Consider the following 19,049-nt stretch of genomic DNA (forward strand, 5'->3'; position numbering starts at 1 on the left):
CATACGCTCAAGCTCGGCGCCGCACCCTTACGCCGGAGCCGCCGCATGCATCCTCGCCCCCTCTGGCTCGCGGGCCTCGCTGTCGCGCTCGGCGTCATCGGCCTGGGGGCCGACCCGGCCCCGAAGCCCCGGCCGATCGGCGAGGCGACGACGGCCTTGCCCGGCGCCCTGCCCGGCGGCGGCTTCGACCTGCCCAACGGCTGGCGGATCACCCCGGCCGGTAAGCAAGTGGCCGACCTCAACGACCTGGTGCTGAAGATGGTCCCCTCGCCGGATGGCAAGGTGATCGTCGCCGGCCACTCCGGCTACCTGCCGCACGGCCTCAGCCTGATCGACACCACCACCCACAAGGTGGTGCAGGAGGTGCCGCTGAAGACCACCTGGCTCGGCCTCTCCTGGTCGCCCGACGGCCACACCCTCTACGTCTCCGGCGGCAACGCCAACGGCGAGAAGAAGGAGGAGTCGAGCCTCGCGCCGATCTACGCGCTGGCCTACAAGAACGGTCGCCTGGACCCGAAGCCGGTCGCGACCTTCACCGACAACCTGCCCACCGACCAGACCTGGTGGTCCGGCGTCCACGCTGACCCCAAGCGCGGCCTGGTCTGGGCCGCCAACCGCGGCACCTCCATGGCCGCCACCGACGTGGTCGCCTTCGACGCCAAGTCCGGCGCGGTCAAGAAGCGCATCCACGTGGGCGTCAGCCCCTATGAGATGGCGCTGAGCGCCGACGGCCGGCGGCTGTTCGTCTCCAACTGGGGCGACAAGAGCGTCAGTGTCGCCGACGTCGCCACCCAGAAGGTGATCAAGACCATCCCGGTGGGCTTCAACCCCAACGACATGGTGCTGGCCGCCGACGGACGGCTGTTCGTCGCCTGCTCCAACGAGAACACGGTCTATGTGATCGACACCCGCACCCTGCAGGTCATGCAGGTGATCTCCACGGCGCTCTATCCCAAGGCGCCGGAGGGCTCGACCCCCAACGCCCTGGCCCTCGACCGCCAGCGCGGCCTGCTGTTCGTGGCCAACGCCGACAACGACGACGTGGCCGTGGTCGACATCCACAAGCGCGAGACCAGCAAGGTCCTGGGCTTCATCCCGGCCGGTTGGTACGCCTCGGCGGTGACGCTCGGCGAAGGCGGCAAGACCCTCTACATCGCCGCCACCAAGGGCGAGGAGGGACATCCGGACCTCAAAGGGCCCACCAGCCCGCTGGCCTCGAAGTTCTACGGCGACGAGACGGTCAAGACCCTGCAGCGCAGCAGCGTCGAGCGCCTGCCGCTCGCGGGCCTCAAGGCGAAGCTGCCGGGCTGGACCAAGCAGGTGTTCGCCGACACGCCCTACAACGACAGCCTGCTGGCCGAGGCCCGGCCGCCAGCCACGCCCTCGATCATGCCCAGCAAGGTCGGCGTCGGCTCGCCGATCAAGCACATCATCTACATCATCAAGGAAAACCGGACCTACGATCAGGTCTACGGCGACCTGCCGCACACCAACGGCGACCCCCGGCTGGCGATCTTCGGCCGCCAGATCACCCCCAACCAGCACGCCATGGCCGAGCAGTTCGCCACCTTCGACAACTGCTACGCCGACGGCGACGTGAGCCAGGACGGCCACTCCTGGGCCAACGCCGCCTACGCCACCGACCAGAACGAGAAGTCCTGGCCGGCCAACTATGGCGGCCACAGCCAGGGTAATAACCGCTCCATGGCCTACATGCCGTCGTCCGGCTACCTGTGGGACGCCGCCAAGCGCAAGGGCCTGACCTACCGCAGCTATGGCGAGTACGCGACGCGGGCCTCCACCGGCGAGCCGATGTCCAGCGTGCCGGGCGCCAACGGCCTGGTCGGCCACGTCTCGCCCAACTACCTGCAGAACCGGGTGCGCGACACCGAGAACGCCAAGGTCTTCCTGAGCGAGTTCGACGAGTACGAGAAGAACTTCGACTCCAAGGACCCGGAGAAGCGCCTGCCGAACTACATCGTGATGTCCATGCAGGAGAACCACACCCACGGCACCGACCCGAAGTCGTTCTCGCCGCGGGCCATGGTCGCCAACCAGGACGTGGCGCTGGGCCAGATGCTGGAGCGCCTGACCCACAGCCGCTATTGGCCCGAAATGGCGGTGTTCATCATGGAGGACGACGCCCAGGACGGCCCCGATCACGTCGACGCCCGGCGCACAGCCTGCCTGGTGATCAGCCCCTATGTGAAGCGCGGGATCGTCGACTCCACGCTCTACACGACCTCGTCCATGGTGCGCTCGATCGAGCTCCTGCTCGGCATGCCGCCGCTCAGCCAGTACGACGCCGCCGCCACGCCGTTCTTCGCCGCCTTCGGCACGACGGCGGACCTGACGGGGTTCAAGGGCCTGCCGGCGCAGTACGACGTCAACGAGAAGAACCCGCCCACGGCCTATGGCGCCCGCGAGAGCGCCCAGATGAACTTCGCCGACGCCGACGAGGCGCCCATGCACCGGCTGAACGAGATCATCTGGAAGAGCGTCAAAGGTCCGGACTCGCCGATGCCGCCGCCGGTGCACCGCTACCGCGCCCTGGCCGACGCCGGGAACTAGCCCGGACGGTCAGAGCGCCGCGTAGGCCGCCTCGATCAGCCGCCGGGGCCGATGGTCGCCCAGGAGGTCGGTGGACTGCTTGTTCATGACGTAGGCGCCGGCGAGCTTGCGGTCCGGGTCGGCGAAGGCGCAGGAGCCGCCCCAGCCGGAGTGGCCGAAGGTCTCATCGCCCGGGCCCCAGGGATGGACGGTCTCGTTGCGCATGAAGCCCGCGCCCCAGCTCATCTCGTAGGGCAGCACCAGGTCCTGGCCACGGATACGCTGGCGCGCGGCCTCGGCGATCAGGGCCGGCGACAGGATGGTCTCGCCGTCCAGCCAGCCATCGTTGGCCAATGCCCCCATCAGCCGCGCCAGGGCCAGCGCCGTCGCCTGGCCGGTGGCCGACGGCAGCTCCAGCCGCCGCAGCGCCGCCGCGCCCTGGCCCCCGGGCTGGGCCCAGGGCGTCAGGAAGGCCGCGCGGGTCGCCTCATTATGGTGGCCGAAGTCGGGCAAGGCGTTCGGCCGCTGCAGCTCCGCCACCCGCCCGAACTCGGAATCCGGGACGCCGATCCACAGGTCCAGGCCGAAGGGCTCGGCGAGGTCTTCGCGCAGAGCGCGGCCCATGGTCCGTCCCTCGATCCGCCGGAAGATCTCGCCCGCCAGATAGCCGAAGGTGATCGGGTGGTAGCCGCTGGCGGTCCCCGGCGGCCAGAGCGGCGCCATGGCGGCCAGCTTGGCGCAGATGGCGTCCCAGTCGAACCAAAGCGCTGGATCCATCTTGTCCGGGAAGCCGGAGAGGCCCTCCTGGTGCGACATCACCTGCTCGACGGTGATCGCTTCCTTTCCCGCCTGGGCGAACTCCGGCCAGACCGAGGCCACGGTCTGGGCGTAGTCGAGCTTTCCCGCGTCGACCAGGCGGGCGATCAGCAGGGCGGCGATGGCCTTGCCAGTGGAGAAGATCGGCGTGAGCGTCGTCTCGTCGAAGGCCCGCGTCCCAGCCCGGTCGGCGTGGCCGCCCCAGATGTCCAGCACCACCTCGCCGGCCTCGACCAGGGTGAAGCGGCAGCCCAGTTCGTCGCCCGCGGCGAAATTGGCGGCGAAGGCGTCCTTCACGGTCGCGAAACGGGCGGGGGCGAGGCCGGAAATCTCGACCAAGGAAGGCTCCTGCTGGCGGCGGTCAGAGCGCCTCTATACGCAAGGCCGCCGTCGGGCGCACCAGCCGCTCGCCCAGCGCCACGATCGGCAGTTCCGGGGCGCGCCAGTCCTGCGCGGCCTGGGCCGCCTCGCTCGCCGCGCGGGCGGCGCGCTCGGCGGCGGCGCGGGGCGTGAGGCCTTCGACCAGGCCCGCGCCGAAGCTGGCGGCCACCAGGTCCCCGGTGCCGTTGGGCGCCTGGGCCAGGCGCGGGTGAGCGAACAGGGTGGCGGAGGCCGCCTCGACCAGCAGCAGGCCGATCTCGCCCTCGCCGGCCGGGGCGGAGGTGATGAGGGCGGGCTTGCCCAGGCGCCGGGCCGCGGCGACCGCAGACTCGATGTCGATGACGTCGCCGCCCGCCAGGAACTCCAGCTCCCAGAGATTGGGCGTGATCCAGTCGGCCAGGGGGACCAGGCGATGGGCCACCGCATCGGCCACCTCCGGCCTGACGTAGAGCCCCTTGGGCTCGTCGCCCAGGATCGGGTCCACCAGCACCACCGGCGCGCGTTCAGAAGCCGCCTTGATGCGGGCGAGCGCCGCGGCGGCGATCTCCACCTGCTCGGCCAGGGAGAAATGGCCGGTGATCACCAGGTCGACCATGCCGAACAGGGCGTCGGCCTCGACGTCGGCCAGCATGCGGGCGAACAGGTCCGGCGGGGTCGCCTGGCCGCCCGCGCCGCGCGCCGGATTGCGGCCCAGCATGACGGTGGGGACCAGCACCGGGTCGATCCGGTGGGCGGCCAGCACATATTGCTGGGCGGCGCCGCCGATCCGGCTGGCGGCCACGAAGGAGGACAGGATCAAAGCCAGGGGCACGGCGGCTGTTTAAACGGCTTGGCCACAAGCGCCTAATGTCGCCGCTGAAACCTTAGCCGGGGTCTTCCAGGGTGAAGAGGTCGGCGCCTTCATCATAGGCAAAGGCTTCGGCGTAGCGCGCCCAGCTGACCACCGACTTCAGGGTCTCGTCGGCATATTCCGGCGACATCAGCTCTTCCAGCACCTCGCGCACGCTGCGGGCGGAGACCTCGTGCTCGTCGTCCTTGTCGAGCTCGCGGCGGATGTAGGCGGCGAGCGGGACGTAGGCCAGCAGGTTCTGGGCGAAGAGCGCCTTGCGGGCGTCGGTCTCGGCGTCGACGTAGCGCTTCGCCGCGGCGGTGAGCCGGATGTCGCCGCCCTCGACCTCGGCGAACCGCATCAGCTGCAGGGTCTCGGCGACGCGGAACAGGTCGTCGGACTCGAAGTGCAGGGCTGACGCCAGCTCCGGCAGGTCGGCGGCGCCGTTGAACGGCTCGGCGGCCACCGCCTCCATCAGCCCGGCCAGGGTGTTGGTGGACACCGTGGGCAGGATCATGCCGATGCCGACGCCAGGGAACAGGCCGTCGTTCTTGCGCACCGCGTTGGGGTCGCGCTGGGTCATCCGCGCATAGATGTCGTCCACCAGCTTGCGGAAGCGCGGGTCCTGGCGGTTACGCGGCTGCGGCAGGTCCACAATGACCTCGCCCACGATACGGCCGGGGTTGGAGGAGAACACCAGGATGCGGTCGCACATCAGCACCGCCTCCTCGATGTTGTGGGTGACCATCAGGATCGACTTGATCTGCATGCGGCCTTCGCACCAGAGGTCGAGAAGGTCGGTGCGCAGGGTCTCGGCGGTCAGCACGTCGAGCGCCGAGAACGGCTCGTCCATCAGCAGGATGTCCGGGTCGACCACCAGGGCGCGGGCCAGGCCCACGCGCTGGCGCATGCCGCCGGAGAGCTCCTTCGGATAGGCGTTCTCGAAGCCGTCGAGGCCGATCAGGTCGATGGCCGCCAGCGCCCGCTTGCGGCGCACCTCGGCCGGGGCGCGCTTGGCCTCCAGCCCCAGCTCCACGTTCTGCTGCACGGTGAGCCAGGGGAACAGTGCGAAGCTCTGGAACACCATGGAGACCGCCACCGTCCGGCCGCGATCGGGGTTCTGGGCGAAATCGACGTCGCCCTCGGTGGGGGCGATCAGGCCGGCGATGGAGCGCAGCAGGGTCGACTTGCCGGAGCCGGAACGGCCGAGCAGGCCCACGATCTCGTTCTCGCCGAGCGTCAGGTTGACCTCGTCCAGCACCAGCAGCTCGCCATCGCCCGGCTTGCCGTAGAGGTGGCGCAGGTTCTTGACCGCGACGAGGGGGCGGCCTTGCGGAAGGGTGGGCATGGATAAGGCCTCCTCTAGTCCAGGCGCAGGCGGCGCTCGGCGAATTTGTACATCGGCCGCCAGAGCACGCGGTTCAGCAGGATGACGAAGATCGACATGACGCCGACGCCCAGCGCCACGCGGGCGAAGTCGCCGGCCGCCGTGGCCTTGGCGATGTAGGAGCCGAGGCCCGCCGCCTCCAGGCGCTTGTCGCCCCAGCTCACCGCCTCGGCGACGATGCTGGCGTTCCACGAGCCGCCCGAGGCGGTGATCGCGCCGGTGACGTAGAAGGGGAAGATCGCCGGCAGGGCGACGCTGCGCCACCACTGCCAGCCCTTGATGCCGAAGATGCTGGCGGCCTCCTTCAGGTCGCCCGGAATGGCGCTGGCGCCGGCGATGACGTTGAACAGGATGTACCACTGGGTGCCCAGCACCATCAGCGGCGACAGCCAGACGTTCGGGTCGAGCTTCAGACCCACGATCACCACCACGGCGAAGGGGAACAGCACATTGGCCGGGAAGGCCGCGGCGAACTGGGTCAACGCCTGTAGCCGCGCCGCCCAGCGCGGATTGAGGCCGATCCAGACGCCGATCGGCACCCAGACCAGGCTGGTGAGCGCGATCAGCACCACCACGCGGATCAGGGTCAGCGAGGCCAGGCCGAACACCTGGATCACGTCGCCCCAGTGCAGGGTCTTGCTGACGAAGGTCCAGATGAAGGCGAGCGCGGCGACCGCGATCGCCGCCACCAGGGCGATCCAGGCCCAGTTCACCGCCCGCTCCGCGTTCGCGCTCAGGCGCACCTGCGGCGGCTTGGGCAGGGTCGGCCAGTCGATCATGGTGAGCAGCCGGGCCGGCCACAGCAGCGGCGCGGCGGTCAGACGCAGCGCCCGCGTGCGGCGGAACAGATCGTAGACCCAGGAGTGCGGCTTGTCGGCCGAGGCGGTCTGCTCGGAACGGAACTTGTCGGCCCAGGCGATGATCGGGCGGAACAGGAGCTGGTCGTAGAGCAGGATGACCACGCCCATGGTCGCCACGCCCAGGGCCACGGCGCGCATGTCCTTGTGGTCGATGGCCATGGACAGCCACGAGCCGATGCCGGGCAGCGCGATGGTGGTCTTGCCTACCGTGATCGCCTCCGACGCCACCACGAAGAACCAGCCGCCGGACATGGACATCATCATGTTCCAGACGAGGCTCGGCGTGGCGAAGGGCAGCTCGAGCCGCATGAACCTGCGCCAGGGCGAGAAGGCGAACTGGCGGGCGACCTCGTCCAGGTCCTTCGGCACGGTGCGCAGGGACTGGTAGAAGCTGAAGGCCATGTTCCAGGCCTGGCTGGTGAAGATGGCGAAGATCGCCGCCAGCTCGACGCCCAGCTCGCGGCCGGGGAACAGGCCCATGAAGAAGGTCACGGTGAAGGTGAGGAATCCCAGCACCGGCACCGACTGCAGGATGTCGAGCGCCGGCACGATCACCAGCTCGGCCTTGCGGCTCTTGGCGGCCGCCGTCGCCACCACGAAGGTGAACAGCAACGAGGCCCCCAGGGCGGCGAACATCCGCAAGGTGGTGAGGAGGGCGTATTCCGGCAGGCGGGCCGGATCCAGAGTCACCGGCCGGGTCTTGAGCGCGCTCAGCGGCGCGCCCATCTCGCCCGCGCCACGGATCACGAAGACCGCGAGCGCGGCCAGCGCCAGGAAGGCGACCACGTCCGCCCACGAGGGCGCGACCGCGCGCGGCAGCAGCCGAGGCAAGCGGCGCAGACTGTCACGGTCTCCGAACAGGAACACCATGGGCTCTACCTTCGGGCTGGCCGCGAGAGCCGCCCGGCGAGCCCGCAAGGGGACTTACCGAACCGACGCCCGCGGCGCGTTAGATCGACTGGGACTTTCGCCAGGCATTTCGGTTTGAGGGTCCTTTGTGACGGGCGCGCGAACGTGGTCCGCGCGCCCGAGGCGGCCAATGGAGCAAGGCGCCGGCCGGGTCAACCCCCGCCCGGCGCGCGCGGCCTAGTAGCGGTAGTGGTCCGGCTTGAACGGGCCTTCGGTGGGCACGCCGATATAGTCGGCCTGGTCCTTGGAAAGCTTGGTCAGCTTCGCGCCCAGCTTGCCCAGGTGCAGCATGGCCACCTTCTCGTCGAGGTGCTTCGGCAGGGTGTAGACCTTGGTCTGGTACTTGGCGCCCTGGGTCCAAAGTTCGATCTGCGCCAGGGTCTGGTTGGTGAAGCTGGCGCTCATCACGAAGCTGGGGTGGCCGGTGGCGTTGCCCAGGTTCACCAGGCGGCCTTCCGAGAGCACGATGATCTTCTTGCCGTCCGGGAATTCCACGTGGTGGACCTGCGGCTTGATCTCGTCCCAGGTGAAGTTGCGCAGGCCGGCGATCTGAATTTCCGAGTCGAAGTGGCCGATGTTGCAGACGATGGCGTTGTTCTTCATCGCCCGCATGTGGTCGACGGTCAGGACGTCCTTGTTGCCGGTGGCGGTGACGAAGATGTCGGCCTTGTCGGCGACGTCTTCCATGGTCTGGACCTCATAGCCCTCCATGGCCGCCTGCAGGGCGCAGATCGGGTCGATCTCGGTGACGATCACCCGGGCGCCGCCGTTGCGCAGCGAGGCGGCCGAACCCTTGCCCACGTCGCCGTAGCCCAGGACCACGGCCACCTTGCCGGCCAGCATCACGTCGGTGCCGCGGCGGATGGCGTCCACCAGGCTCTCGCGGCAGCCGTAGAGGTTGTCGAACTTCGACTTGGTCACGCTGTCGTTGACGTTGATCGCCGGGAACGGCAGCTCGCCCCGCTCGGCCATCTGGTAGAGGCGGTGGACCCCCGTGGTGGTCTCTTCCGACACGCCCTTGATGGCGTCACGGATCGCCGAATAGAAGCCGGGCTTCTCCTTCAGGTAACGCTTCATCACCGCGAAGAGGGCTTCTTCCTCCTCGTTCTGCGGATTGGCCAGGACCGAGGGGTCCTTCTCGGCCTTCGGGCCTAGGACGCAGAGCAGGGTGGCGTCGCCGCCGTCGTCGAGGATCAGGTTCGGGTAGCCGCCGTCGCTCCACTCGAAGATCTTGTGGGCGTACTCCCAGTACTCGACCAGGGTCTCGCCCTTGATCGCGAAGACCGGGGTGCCCTTCACCGCGATGGCGGCGGCGGCATGGTCCTGGGTGGAGAAGATGTTGCAGGAGGCCCAGCGCACGTCGGCGCCCAGGGCCTGCAGGGTCTCGATCAACACGCCGGTCTGTATGGTCATGTGCAGGGAGCCGGCGATGCGGGCGCCCTTCAGCGGCTGGTCCTTGCCGAACTCGGCGCGCACGGCCATCAGGCCGGGCATCTCGGTCTCGGCGATGTCGAGCTCCTTGCGGCCCCAGTCGGCGAGCGCGATGTCCTTCACGACGTAGTCGGTCATGTCTATCCTCGGAGGGTGTTTTGAGCGACGCCCGAGCGTCGTGGCTTTGGCGGCTCTATAGCCGCGCCTCCGGGCCGGCGCAAGAAATCATATAAAGACTTCTTTATGTGCAGGATAAGACCTGAACTCAGCTCCAGAACGGCTCGGCCGCCTCCAGCCGGTCCAGCGCCTTGGCCGCCTGGGCGACCAGCTCGGCCTTGCCGGCGGCCTTGCGTCCCACCAGCTCGCCCGCCGCGAAGGCCGCGTCGGCCGGCAGGCCGAGCTTGGCCAGCAGGGGCTCGGCGGTGACCAGGTCGTTCAGCGACCCCAGCGTCTCCTGCAACCCCTTCAGGTGGCGCAGGTAGCGGCCGGCCTGCTTCTCGCCGAACAGGCCCGCGAAGGCCTCGCAGGCGTAGCGCAGCTTCTTGGCCTCGATCCGCAGGTGGTGGCGCGCGGCGTCGTCGCCTTTGCGGGCGTCACGGCCGCGTTTGTGCAGGGTCTTCAGCCGGCGCTTCAGCGCCTTGCGCGCGAAGGGCTTCACCGGTTCGCCCGCCCCGTGGCCGGCCAGCCAGTCCCCGGTCGCCACCCAGGCGGCGGCGTCGATCATCAGGGCGCGGAAACGCTCGGAGGCCGCGGCCTCGGCGGACTTCGCCCAGGCCGCGCGGCGCGCGGCGTCGAGCGCGATGCGCAGGGCCAGCACCCCGGGCGGCGGCGTGTCGACGGCCTCGGCCGGACCCACGGTCTCCTCGGCGAAGACGTCAAGGTTGCGGGCCAGGTCGCAGGTCCCGCTCAGCCATTTGAGATCGGTCTTCACCGTCTCCAGGCCTTCGCCCTCCAGCACCGGGCTGAAAGTGGAAAGGGCGCTGCGCAGGCGCCGCGCGCCGACCCGCAGCTGGTGGACGGCCTCGGCGTCCGGGGCGGCGCGCAGCAGCTGGGCGTTGGCGGCGATCTGGGCCATGGCGACGGTGGCGATGGCGGCGAAGGCCTCGCCCACCGTCGCGTCCGCGTCGAAGTCCGCCTTCTCGCTCTTCGCCGCGCCAGGCGCGGCGCCGGCGACCAGGGCCTGGCCGCGGGCGGCCTTGCTCTCGAAGGCGAGGTACAGCGGGGCGGCGGCCGAAAGTTCGCGGGCCAGGGCGAAGAGGGCGATGGGCGAGCCTGAGCGCAGCTCCAGCTCCACCTCGCAGATCGGGCTCCTGCGTTCGCCGCCGGAGACCTCGCCCTGGTCCAGCGCCATCTCGATCTCGGCGCCGCGGTAGCGCAAGGTCCGCTGGCGGCGGCTGACGCGGACGTTGAAGGCGGGCCTGAGACTCGCGTCCTTGGGCAGCAGGTCGGGCAGGGGCTCCAGCCCCGGGTCTGGCGCCAGGCCCTCGATCGGCGCCTCATGCTCCTCGCGCACCAGGCCGCGGCCGCGCTTCAGGGTCTGCACCCGCCGGCCCAGGTGCTCGCGCACCCGGAGCGAGGCGCCGGCCTTCTGCAGGACCAGGTCGGCGGTGTCGAAATAGACGCTGATCAGCTCGCGGGTCTCGTCGTCGCCGGCCGGGGCGGCGGCCAGCACGGCGGCCAGGTCCTGCGGGCCGCAGGAGAACTTCAGCTCGATTTCGCGATCGTCGTCCATCTGGTCCGCCGCCTGTTGCCGCCTGCCTCCGGGGCAAGCTATGTCGGCTCCCCGCCTATCCGCAGGAGCCTGTCTTGAACGCGTTCAACTCCAACCCGGCCGATGGCGTCATTGATCCAGCGCAACCCCGCTACGATTGGACGCTCGCCGAGGTCGAAGCCCTGTTCGAGCTGCCGTTCACCGAGCTGGTGTTCCGCGCGGCCGAGACGCACCGGCGTTGGTTCGATCCGGCGGAACTCCAGCTCTCCCAGCTGCTCTCCGTCAAGACCGGCGGTTGCCCTGAGGACTGCGGCTACTGCAGCCAGTCGCAGCACTTCAAGACCGCGACGACCGCCTCGAAGCTGATGGATCCGGACGCGGTGATCGCCCAGGCCGCCGAGGCCAAGGCCGGCGGGGCGCAGCGGTTCTGCATGGGCGCGGCCTGGCGCGACGTGAAGGACCGCGACCTGCCGAAACTGACCGCCATGATCGGCGGCGTGAAGGCCCTGGGCCTGGAGACCTGCGCCACCCTCGGCATGATGACCGTGGACCAGGCCAGGGCGCTGAAGGCCGCCGGCCTCGACTTCTACAACCACAACCTCGACACCGGCCCGGACTACTACGACAAGGTGGTCACCACCCGCACCTATCAGGACCGGTTGGACACCCTGGCCGCGGTGCGCGAGGCCGGCATGTCCACCTGCTGCGGCGGCATCGTCGGCATGGGCGAGACCCGGGCCGACCGCGCGGGCCTGCTCCACCAACTGGCGACCCTGCCCAGCCATCCGGAAAGCCTGCCGATCAACGACCTGATGCCGATCCCGGGTACGCCGCTGAGCGGTTCCGAGCCCGTGGACGGGCTGGAGTTCGTCCGGATGATCGCCGTCGCCCGCTTGGTCTGCCCGAAGTCGGTGGTGCGTATCGCCGCCGGGCGCGAGCACATGAGCCGCGAGCTGCAGAGCCTCTGCTTCCTGGCCGGCGCCAACTCGATCTTCGTGGGCGCGCGGCTGCTGACCACCAACAATCCCGGCCGCAACAGCGACGACGCCTTGCTCGCCGACCTCAAGATGCGCCCGATGACGCCGAAGGCCGCGGTCCCCGCCTAGGCTTTAACCCAGAGCCTGCGCCGCAGCCGCGCCCCGGCCCGCTCCAGGGCCAGGGCCACGTGCGCGCGCAGTGGCCGGTCGACGAGGTGCAGGCAGAGCGCCGAGGCGGCCAGGACGGCGATCGCGCCCACCAGCCCCTGCCGCAGGCCCAGCCGGCCCATCAGGAAGAAGATCGGCATGTGCAGCAGGAACATCGGATAGGAGAGGTCGCCCAGGTAGTTGAGCCCCCGCCGCAAGCCGTCCGAGCTGAACCGCACGGCGCCGCCGAAGCCCACGGCCAGGGCGGCCAGCGTCCAGGTCGCCGGCCACAGGGCGCCGCCCTCGGGGTTGAACCGCCAGATCAGGAGCCCGCCGCCCAGCCAGAGGACGAGGCCCCAGAGCGGTCCGGCCACCGCCTTGCGCCGCTCGCGGAACACCAGGAAGCCCAGGCCCCAGGCCCAGAAGAGGCCGAGCGGCGCGCGGCCGTGCAGGGCGTCGGGATAGGAGGCGACGCCCAGCCAGGCGCTCGCCTGCCAGTGCGCGATCGCCGAGCCCGCGACCAGGCCGGCCAGGACCGTGACCGGCAGCCGCCGCAAGAGGGGCGCAACGCCATAGAACAGCGCCTCGATGGAGAGGCTCCAGGTCGGGCCGTACCAGTTGGCGAACACCAGGCCGTTCAGGAAGGCCAGGACGCCCACGACCTCGAGCAGGCTGGGATCGGGCCGACCGGGCCGGTGGAAGGTCCAGATCAAGCCCGCGAACAGGGCCACCGACAACAGGAGCGTCGGCCAGATGCGCGCGAAGCGGCGGGCGTAGAAGCCGTGCGGCTGCTGGACGCTGTGGGCGATGCTGAAACCGGAGATCACCAGGAAGCCGATCACCGCCACCCCGCCGCCCAGCGCCATGGCCGTGGACGACGCGGCGCTCGCCGCCGCGTCGGTCAGGGCGAAGCGGGAGTGACCGGCCACCACCACCGAGGCCAGGACGAAGCGGGTCGCCGCCAGCAGCGCCCAGTGCTCGGGCCGCACGTCCGGCCGCAGATCGGCGCTGCTGTCTTGCGGCGGTGGCATGGCGGCGATTCGACGATCCTCCGCCGCCAGCTATCCCATCCGTCGGCGACCGACGCCAGGAATCGACTCGGCGAAGTTTGCCGGGGTCCCGTGTCAGCCGGGATGGAGCTTTTGAAATCTAACGGTCATTTTGTCGCACGTTTCTTGCAGGCCCGCGGTCCGGGAGGGAGACCGCATGCAGATACCGCCGAGCGGCGCCTATGGCGCCAGCCTGCCGACATCCTCCCCCGCGCCGACCTCGCCCTCGAGCCCGGGCGCCGGCTCGAGCGCCGGCGGATCCACGTCCGGGCTCAGCCAGGCCGAGCAGCAGTTCCTCGACTGGGCCAACATGACGCCGGCGCAGCAGATGCGCGCGCAGATCATGCAGGATCTGGGGGTGACCCCGCAGGACGAACAGAACATGACTCCGCAGGACCGCGCCAAACTCGAGGAGAAGATCAGGGAGCTGGTGAAGGAGAAGGTGCAGGAGTCCACCGAGAAGAAGACCGGCGTGGCCGTCGACATCAAGGTCTGACGCTCGCCGCATTTGTCGGGCCGCCTGTCGGCCCCGGCCTAGCCGAACCGTCCTTCGGGCCCTATCTGCGTGATCCGGGGGACGAATGCCGCAGCCGATCATCTCAGTCGAAGACCTGTCGAAGACCTACGCGGGCGGCTTCCAGGCGCTGAAGGACGTCAGCCTCACCATCGACAAGGGCGAGATCTTCGCCCTCCTTGGCCCCAACGGGGCGGGCAAGACCACCCTGATCGGGGTCACCTGCGGCCTGGTGCGGCCCACCTCCGGCAGGGTGATCGCCGACGGCCACGACGTGGTGAGGGACTTCCGCGCCGCCCGCGCCAAGATCGGCCTGGTGCCGCAGGAGATCTCCACCGACGCCTTCGAAACCGTCTGGGCCACCGTCACCTTCAGCCGCGGCCTGTTCGGCAAGCCGGCCAATCCCGCCTACCTGGAGAAGGTGCTGCGCGACCTCAGCCTCTGGGACAAGAAGGACGCCAAGATCATGGCGCTGTCCGGCGGCATGAAGCGCCGGGTGATGATCGCCAAGGCGCTCAGCCACGAGCCGCAGATCCTGTTCCTGGACGAGCCCACTGCCGGCGTCGACGTCGAGCTGCGCCGCGACATGTGGGAGATGGTCCGCGGCCTTCGCGAGAACGGCGTCACCATCATCCTGACCACCCACTACATCGAGGAGGCCGAGGAGATGGCCGACCGCATCGGGGTCATCTCCAAGGGCGAGCTGATCCTGGTGGAGGGCAAGGCCGAGCTGATGCGCAAGCTGGGCAAGAAGCAGCTCACCCTACACCTGCAGGAGCCGCTGGCCGCCGTGCCGCCGGACCTGACCGCCTACGACCTGACCCTGGCGGACGGCGGCGCGGACCTCGTCTACACCTTCGACGCCCAGGCCGAGACCACCGGCATCGCCGAGCTGCTGCGCGAGCTTTCCAAGCGCGGCCTCGACTTCAAGGACCTCAAGACCGAGCAGAGCTCGCTCGAGGAGATCTTCGTGAGCCTGGTGAGGAGCCGCCCATGAGCGCCCCAAAGAACGCGCCGGTGAACGTGCACGCCATCGCCGCCATCTACCGCTTCGAGATGGCCCGGACCTTCCGCACCATCATCCAGTCGATCGCCGCCCCGGTGATCACCACCTCGCTCTATTTCATCGTGTTCGGCGCGGCCATCGGGCGGCGCATGCCGGCGCTGGACGGGGTGAGCTACGGCGCCTTCATCGTGCCGGGCCTGATCATGCTGTCGATCCTGACCGAGAGCATCTCCAACGGCTCCTTCGGCATCTACATGCCGAAGTTCTCCGGGACGATCTACGAGGTGCTGTCCGCCCCGATCTCGGCGGTGGAGATCGTGCTGGGCTACGTCGGCGCGGCGGCGTCGAAGTCGGTGATGCTGGGGATCATCATCGCCATCACCGCGCGGCTGTTCGTGCCCTACGACATCGCCCACCCGCTGGTGGCGCTAGCCTTCCTGGCGCTCACCAGCGTGACGTTCAGCCTGTTCGGCTTCCTCACCGGCATCTGGGCGGACGGCTGGGAGAAGCTGTCGATCATTCCGATGATGGTGATCACGCCGCTCACCTTCCTGGGCGGCAGCTTCTATTCGATCAGCATGCTGCCCGACCCCTGGAAGCAGATCGCGCTCGGCAACCCGGTGGTCTACCTGATCAGCGGCTTCCGCTGGGCCTTCTACGGGGTTTCCGACGTGGGCGTCGGCATGAGCCTCTTGATGACGCTGGCCTTCCTGCTGGCCTGCCTGACCGCGGTGACCTGGGTCTTCCGCACCGGTTGGCGGCTGAAGACCTGACACCCAAGTCGCTCCCCCGTTGGGGGAGCTGTCAGCGCAGCTGACTGAGGGGGTTCTCAGCGATCCGGGATGACCCCCTCCAGCGCTTCGCGCCACCTCACCCGAAAGGGGAGGAATTAGGCCCCTACTCGTCCTCTTCGAACTTGGCGGTGACCAGCTGTTGCAGGGCTTCGACGGCCTGTTCGGCCTCCGCGCCCTCGGCCTCGATCTCGATGCAGCAGCCGGGGCCGGCGGCCAGCATCATCAGGCCCATGATCGAGCGGGCGTCGACGGTCTGGCCGTCCTTGGAAACCTTCACCTCGGCGTCGAAGGCCGCGGCGGTCTTGACGAACTTGGCCGAGGCGCGCGCATGCAGGCCGCGCTTGTTGACGATCTCGACGGTGCGGGCCGCCCCTTCGCTCACCGCCAGCTCACTTCTCGCCAGCCCATCACTTTTCGCCGGCCAGGACATAGGACGCGACCGAGATGTACTTGCGGCCGGCCTCCTGGGCGCAGGCCACCGCCTCCTCCAGGCTCTGCCGGCTGCGCACCGAGGCCAGCTTGATCAGCATGGGCAGGTTCAGCCCGGCGATCACCTCGGCCTTGGTCTGCTCCATCACCGAGATCGCCAGGTTGGACGGCGTGCCGCCGAACATGTCGGTGAGCAGGATGACGCCCGCGCCGGTGTCCACCCGCTCGCAGGCCGCCAGGATGTCCTTGCGGCGCCGCTCCATGTCGTCTTCCGGGCCGATGCAGATAGCCTCGACCGCGGCTTGCGGGCCCACGACGTGCTCCATGGCGAAGACGAACTCTTCCGCCAGCCGCCCGTGGGTGACGATCACGAGCCCGATCATACGCGCGGCCCGAACTTGCGATGTTGTTCCAAGGGTATCCCCACCCACGCGGTCAAGAACCCGTCCCGCGAAGCCGTGCTAAATACGCCTCTTGTGCGCCGCGTCAAAGAGGGTCAGCGCGCGACTGAGTTTCGCAGGCGCCGACGGTTCGCGGGGATCGATCTCGATCCGCGGCAGGGACACCCCGCAGATTCGCGTCTCCGCCGGGTCCGGCAGCCGCTCCGGCGTCCCGCAGCGGGCGGCCAGCGCCACCCGCGCCAACGGCAGGGCGTCCACGCGCACCACGTCAAGGCCGCGCACCTCGATTAGGCCCTCCAGGGCCGGCGGCGCACGGCCGAACAGGCGGTTCCCGACCGCCCAGAGCGCCACCCGGTCGTCGGCCACCAGCCGGAAACCCCGATCGAGGGCCCGGAGCGCCAGGTCGCTCTTGCCCGCCCCGGACGGCCCCTCGATCAGCACACCCAGCCAGACGCCGCCCAACCGCCGGGCGATCAGGCCGGCATGCCGAATCTCGCCGCCAGTTCCCGCCCCGGCCAAGGCGTCAGCCCTTCGCTTCCGGCAGGAAGAGCAGGAAGATCGCCCCGATCACCTTGCCATCGACGATGCGGTTCTGGGCCTTCAGCGTCCCGCCATGCGCCTCGACGATCTGGCGGGCGATGGAGAGGCCAAGGCCCGAGTTGCCACCGAAGGCCGTACCCTTGGGCCGCGAGGTGTAGAAGCGCTCGAACACCGTCTCCAGGTTCTCCGGCGGGATGCCCGGGCCGGAATCCGACACCGTGGCGATCACCCGCCCCACGGCGCGCTGCAGGGCGACAACCACCTGGCCGCCCGGCGGCGAGAAGGAGCGGGCGTTGTCGATCAGGTTGCGGAACACCTGACCCAGCGGGCCTTCGCGGCCCTGCACCATCACCGGGTCGATCACGCCCGGCTTGTGGAAGACCACCGTGACGTCCCCCGGCTTGGCGGTCGCCTGGTAGAGGCCGACGATATCGCCGATCAGCCGCTCGACGTCGAAGGGCTTGGGCGCATCGCGCGACAGCTCGGCGTCGAGGCGCGAGGCGTTGGAGATGTCGGTGACCAGCCGGTCCAGCCGCTGGACGTCGTTCTTCAGGATGCGCAACAGCCGTTCCCGCGCGGTGGAATCGCCTACCAGCTCCAGGGTCTCCACCGCCGAACGCAGGGAGGTGAGCGGGTTCTTGATCTCGTGCGCCACGTCGGCGGCGAAGCTCTCGATGGCGTCCATCCGCTCGCTCAGCGAGCGGGTCATGGCCTCCAGGCTGCGCGTGAGGTCGCCGAGCTCGTCGCGGCGGCCGGCCAGGTCGGGCAGCGAGATCGCCCGCGCGCCCGCCAACCGCACCCGGTCGGCGGCCCGCGCCAGGCGCAGCACCGGCTGGGCGATCAACTGGGTCAGCAGCACCGAGGACGCCAGCGCCACTGCCACGTCGATCAGGATGAACGGGATCAGCGCCTGGCGCTCGCGCGCGATGATCGCGTCGACGTCGTTGGCCTCCAGGGTGAGCACCCCCAGCACCGCGCGGACGTGCTGGATGGGGATGGAGACCGACACCACCCGGCGGCCTTCCTCGTCGCGGCGCAGGCCCGCCACGTGCTGGCCGTGCAGGGCGCGCATGACCTCGGCCTGCAGCGCCGCGCGCGCCTGGCCGCGGCCCATGTCCTGCGGCGGCGGCCGGCCCAGGGACAGCCCCTGGGTCAGACCCTGGCCGGCGCGGGCGCGGGCCGGCGGCAGGGTCCGCTCCTCCACCCGGTCGGCGACCACGTCGCTGTCGGCCAATGGCTGGCCCTGGGCGTCGAACAGCCGGGCGCGCTGGGCCTTGGGATTGGCCAGCATCTGCAGGGTGAGGCTGGCGTAGCTGGGGTCCATGGCCGGCTGCGGCTCGCCCTCGGTGGCCGCCTGGTCGATGATCGCCGCCATCAGCTCGCCCTGGGTGGTCAGGCTGTCGATGCGCGCGTTGATCAGGCCCTGGCGGCGGGCGTCCAGCACCAGCACCCCGGCGATCAGCACCGCCAGGCCCACGAGGTTCAGCGCGAAGATCAGGCCGCCAAGCCGCGACCCCGGGAATCTGATCCAGGTCGGCCGGGCGCGCCGGCTTTCCGATGGCGCCCCCGCCTCGGGCTTAGGTTTCGCGGTAGCGGTAGCCGACGCCATAGAGGGTTTCGATCGCGTCGAACTCAGGGTCCACATCGCGGAACTTCTTACGCATGCGCTTGATGTGGCTGTCGATGGTGCGGTCGTCCACATAGACCTGATCGTCGTAGGCCGCGTCCATCAGGTTATCGCGGCTCTTCACGAAGCCGGGCCGTTGCGCCAGCGACTGCAGCAGCAGGAACTCGGTCACCGTCAGCTTCACCGGCTTGCCGTCCCACAGGCAGTCGTGGCGAGCCGGGTCGAGGGTCAGCTTGCCGCGCTTGATGGCGCGCGTGCCCTCCGCGCCCGCCTGGGCCGGAGCCTGCGGCTCCTCGCCCTCGACGCCGGCGCGGCGCAGCACCGCCTTCACCCGCTCGATGAGCAGGCGCTGGCTGAACGGCTTGTGCATGTAATCGTCGGCGCCCAGGTTGAAGCCCAGGATCTCGTCGATCTCCTCGTCCTTGGAGGTGAGGATGATCACCGGCATGTCGGAGGTCCGGCGCAGCCTGCGCAGCACCTCCATGCCGTCCATGCGCGGCATCTTCACGTCGAGGATGGCCAGGTCCGGCGGCTCGTTCTCGAGCGCGGCGAGGCCTGAAGCGCCGTCAAAATAGGCCTTCACGGTGTGGCCATGGCTTTCCAGCGCCAGGCTGACCGAGGTGACGATGTTCTCGTCGTCATCCACCAGGGTGATCTTGGCCATCGGGGTCGCAGGTCTCCTCAAGTCTTC

17 protein-coding genes are annotated in these 19,049 nt (G+C 69.6%); 5 read left to right on the forward strand and 12 right to left on the reverse strand.

All coding sequences use genetic code 11. The annotated features are described in order from the left end of the window. The first annotated feature begins 45 nt into the window (after positions 1–45). On the forward strand, positions 46–2,571 hold the full coding sequence (locus E8A49_RS21730; protein WP_293386393.1) for an alkaline phosphatase family protein: 2,526 nt from the start codon (positions 46–48) through the stop codon (positions 2,569–2,571). A 9-nt stretch (positions 2,572–2,580) separates the two neighbouring features. On the opposite strand, the gene E8A49_RS21735 is transcribed toward E8A49_RS21730, so the two are convergent. From E8A49_RS21735 to E8A49_RS21760, 6 genes are all read right to left on the reverse strand, one after another. Then, complete coding sequence (locus tag E8A49_RS21735) at positions 2,581–3,705, reverse strand: serine hydrolase domain-containing protein (RefSeq protein ID WP_293386394.1); 1,125 nt, start codon at positions 3,703–3,705, stop codon at positions 2,581–2,583. 22 nt (positions 3,706–3,727) lie between these two features. Beyond that, the gene (locus E8A49_RS21740; protein WP_293386395.1) at positions 3,728–4,558 is read right to left on the reverse strand and encodes a PfkB family carbohydrate kinase; all 831 of its coding nucleotides are present in this window, start codon (positions 4,556–4,558) and stop codon (positions 3,728–3,730) included. 52 nt (positions 4,559–4,610) lie between these two features. Then, positions 4,611–5,924: a nitrate/sulfonate/bicarbonate ABC transporter ATP-binding protein gene (locus E8A49_RS21745; protein WP_293386396.1), complete on the reverse strand. Its 1,314-nt coding sequence runs from the start codon at positions 5,922–5,924 to the stop codon at positions 4,611–4,613. 14 nt (positions 5,925–5,938) lie between these two features. Continuing rightward, a complete protein-coding gene (locus E8A49_RS21750; protein WP_293386397.1) occupies positions 5,939–7,693 on the reverse strand; it encodes an ABC transporter permease subunit in 1,755 nt (584 codons plus the stop codon). A 216-nt stretch (positions 7,694–7,909) separates the two neighbouring features. Continuing rightward, positions 7,910–9,301 (reverse strand): adenosylhomocysteinase, encoded by a 1,392-nt coding sequence (gene ahcY / locus E8A49_RS21755; RefSeq protein WP_293386398.1) that lies wholly within the window; start codon positions 9,299–9,301, stop codon positions 7,910–7,912. Between the two features lie 127 nt (positions 9,302–9,428). Continuing rightward, positions 9,429–10,895, reverse strand: a complete 1,467-nt coding sequence (locus tag E8A49_RS21760) for a CYTH and CHAD domain-containing protein (protein ID WP_293386399.1) — start codon at positions 10,893–10,895, stop codon at positions 9,429–9,431. Positions 10,896–11,005: 110 nt separating this feature from the next. On the opposite strand from E8A49_RS21760, the gene bioB reads away from it, so the two are divergent. Next, a complete protein-coding gene (bioB, locus tag E8A49_RS21765; RefSeq protein WP_293386534.1) occupies positions 11,006–11,980 on the forward strand; it encodes a biotin synthase BioB in 975 nt (324 codons plus the stop codon). On the opposite strand, the gene E8A49_RS21770 is transcribed toward bioB, so the two are convergent. Beyond that, positions 11,977–13,029, reverse strand: a complete 1,053-nt coding sequence (locus E8A49_RS21770) for an acyltransferase (RefSeq protein ID WP_293386400.1) — start codon at positions 13,027–13,029, stop codon at positions 11,977–11,979. The genes bioB and E8A49_RS21770 overlap by 4 nt on opposite strands. Positions 13,030–13,204: 175 nt before the next feature. Here E8A49_RS21770 and E8A49_RS21775 point away from each other — a divergent pair, with 175 nt between their 5' ends. The 3 genes from E8A49_RS21775 to E8A49_RS21785 all read left to right on the forward strand — a co-directional run bounded on the left by E8A49_RS21775 (position 13,205) and on the right by E8A49_RS21785 (position 15,340). Further along, positions 13,205–13,543 (forward strand): hypothetical protein, encoded by a 339-nt coding sequence (locus E8A49_RS21775; RefSeq protein WP_293386401.1) that lies wholly within the window; start codon positions 13,205–13,207, stop codon positions 13,541–13,543. An 85-nt stretch (positions 13,544–13,628) separates the two neighbouring features. After that, positions 13,629–14,558: an ABC transporter ATP-binding protein gene (locus E8A49_RS21780; RefSeq protein WP_293386402.1), complete on the forward strand. Its 930-nt coding sequence runs from the start codon at positions 13,629–13,631 to the stop codon at positions 14,556–14,558. Positions 14,559–14,578: 20 nt separating this feature from the next. Continuing rightward, positions 14,579–15,340, forward strand: coding sequence for an ABC transporter permease (locus E8A49_RS21785; protein ID WP_293386535.1), 762 nt, complete (start codon positions 14,579–14,581; stop codon positions 15,338–15,340). 124 nt (positions 15,341–15,464) lie between these two features. Here E8A49_RS21785 and E8A49_RS21790 read toward each other — a convergent pair whose 3' ends face one another. The 5 genes from E8A49_RS21790 to E8A49_RS21810 form a co-directional block, all read right to left on the reverse strand. Further along, entirely contained in the window at positions 15,465–15,743 is a 279-nt protein-coding gene (locus E8A49_RS21790; RefSeq protein WP_293386403.1) for an HPr family phosphocarrier protein, read from the reverse strand. Between the two features lie 25 nt (positions 15,744–15,768). Continuing rightward, positions 15,769–16,173: a PTS sugar transporter subunit IIA gene (locus E8A49_RS21795; RefSeq protein WP_293386404.1), complete on the reverse strand. Its 405-nt coding sequence runs from the start codon at positions 16,171–16,173 to the stop codon at positions 15,769–15,771. 78 nt (positions 16,174–16,251) lie between these two features. Continuing rightward, the gene (locus tag E8A49_RS21800) at positions 16,252–16,710 is read right to left on the reverse strand and encodes an HPr kinase/phosphorylase (RefSeq protein WP_293386405.1); all 459 of its coding nucleotides are present in this window, start codon (positions 16,708–16,710) and stop codon (positions 16,252–16,254) included. Positions 16,711–16,714: 4 nt separating this feature from the next. Continuing rightward, positions 16,715–18,340 carry a stimulus-sensing domain-containing protein gene (locus tag E8A49_RS21805; protein WP_293386406.1) on the reverse strand — a complete coding sequence of 542 codons (1,626 nt, stop codon included), beginning with the start codon at positions 18,338–18,340 and terminating at the stop codon, positions 16,715–16,717. Continuing rightward, positions 18,309–19,022: a response regulator transcription factor gene (locus E8A49_RS21810; RefSeq protein WP_293386407.1), complete on the reverse strand. Its 714-nt coding sequence runs from the start codon at positions 19,020–19,022 to the stop codon at positions 18,309–18,311. Before E8A49_RS21810 ends, E8A49_RS21805 begins: the two co-directional genes overlap by 32 nt. Positions 19,023–19,049 lie beyond the last annotated feature (27 nt).

It is taken from the genome of Phenylobacterium sp., assembly GCF_004799515.1.
GTDB lineage: Bacteria > Pseudomonadota > Alphaproteobacteria > Caulobacterales > Caulobacteraceae > Phenylobacterium.

Bases quoted from the DNA above. Each gene is read 5' to 3' on its own strand.
- E8A49_RS21750 (WP_293386397.1), bottom strand. From the start codon at position 7,693: ATGGTGTTCCTGTTCGGAGACCGTGACAGTCTGCGCCGCTTGCCTCGG.
- E8A49_RS21775 (WP_293386401.1), top strand. From the start codon at position 13,205: ATGCAGATACCGCCGAGCGGCGCCTATGGCGCCAGCCTGCCGACATCC.
- E8A49_RS21730 (WP_293386393.1), top strand. From the start codon at position 46: ATGCATCCTCGCCCCCTCTGGCTCGCGGGCCTCGCTGTCGCGCTCGGC.
- E8A49_RS21770 (WP_293386400.1), bottom strand. From the start codon at position 13,029: ATGCCACCGCCGCAAGACAGCAGCGCCGATCTGCGGCCGGACGTGCGG.
- E8A49_RS21780 (WP_293386402.1), top strand. From the start codon at position 13,629: ATGCCGCAGCCGATCATCTCAGTCGAAGACCTGTCGAAGACCTACGCG.
- E8A49_RS21805 (WP_293386406.1), bottom strand. From the start codon at position 18,340: ATGGCGTCGGCTACCGCTACCGCGAAACCTAAGCCCGAGGCGGGGGCG.
- E8A49_RS21745 (WP_293386396.1), bottom strand. From the start codon at position 5,924: ATGCCCACCCTTCCGCAAGGCCGCCCCCTCGTCGCGGTCAAGAACCTG.
- E8A49_RS21810 (WP_293386407.1), bottom strand. From the start codon at position 19,022: ATGGCCAAGATCACCCTGGTGGATGACGACGAGAACATCGTCACCTCG.
- E8A49_RS21795 (WP_293386404.1), bottom strand. From the start codon at position 16,173: ATGATCGGGCTCGTGATCGTCACCCACGGGCGGCTGGCGGAAGAGTTC.
- E8A49_RS21760 (WP_293386399.1), bottom strand. From the start codon at position 10,895: ATGGACGACGATCGCGAAATCGAGCTGAAGTTCTCCTGCGGCCCGCAG.
- ahcY (WP_293386398.1), bottom strand. From the start codon at position 9,301: ATGACCGACTACGTCGTGAAGGACATCGCGCTCGCCGACTGGGGCCGC.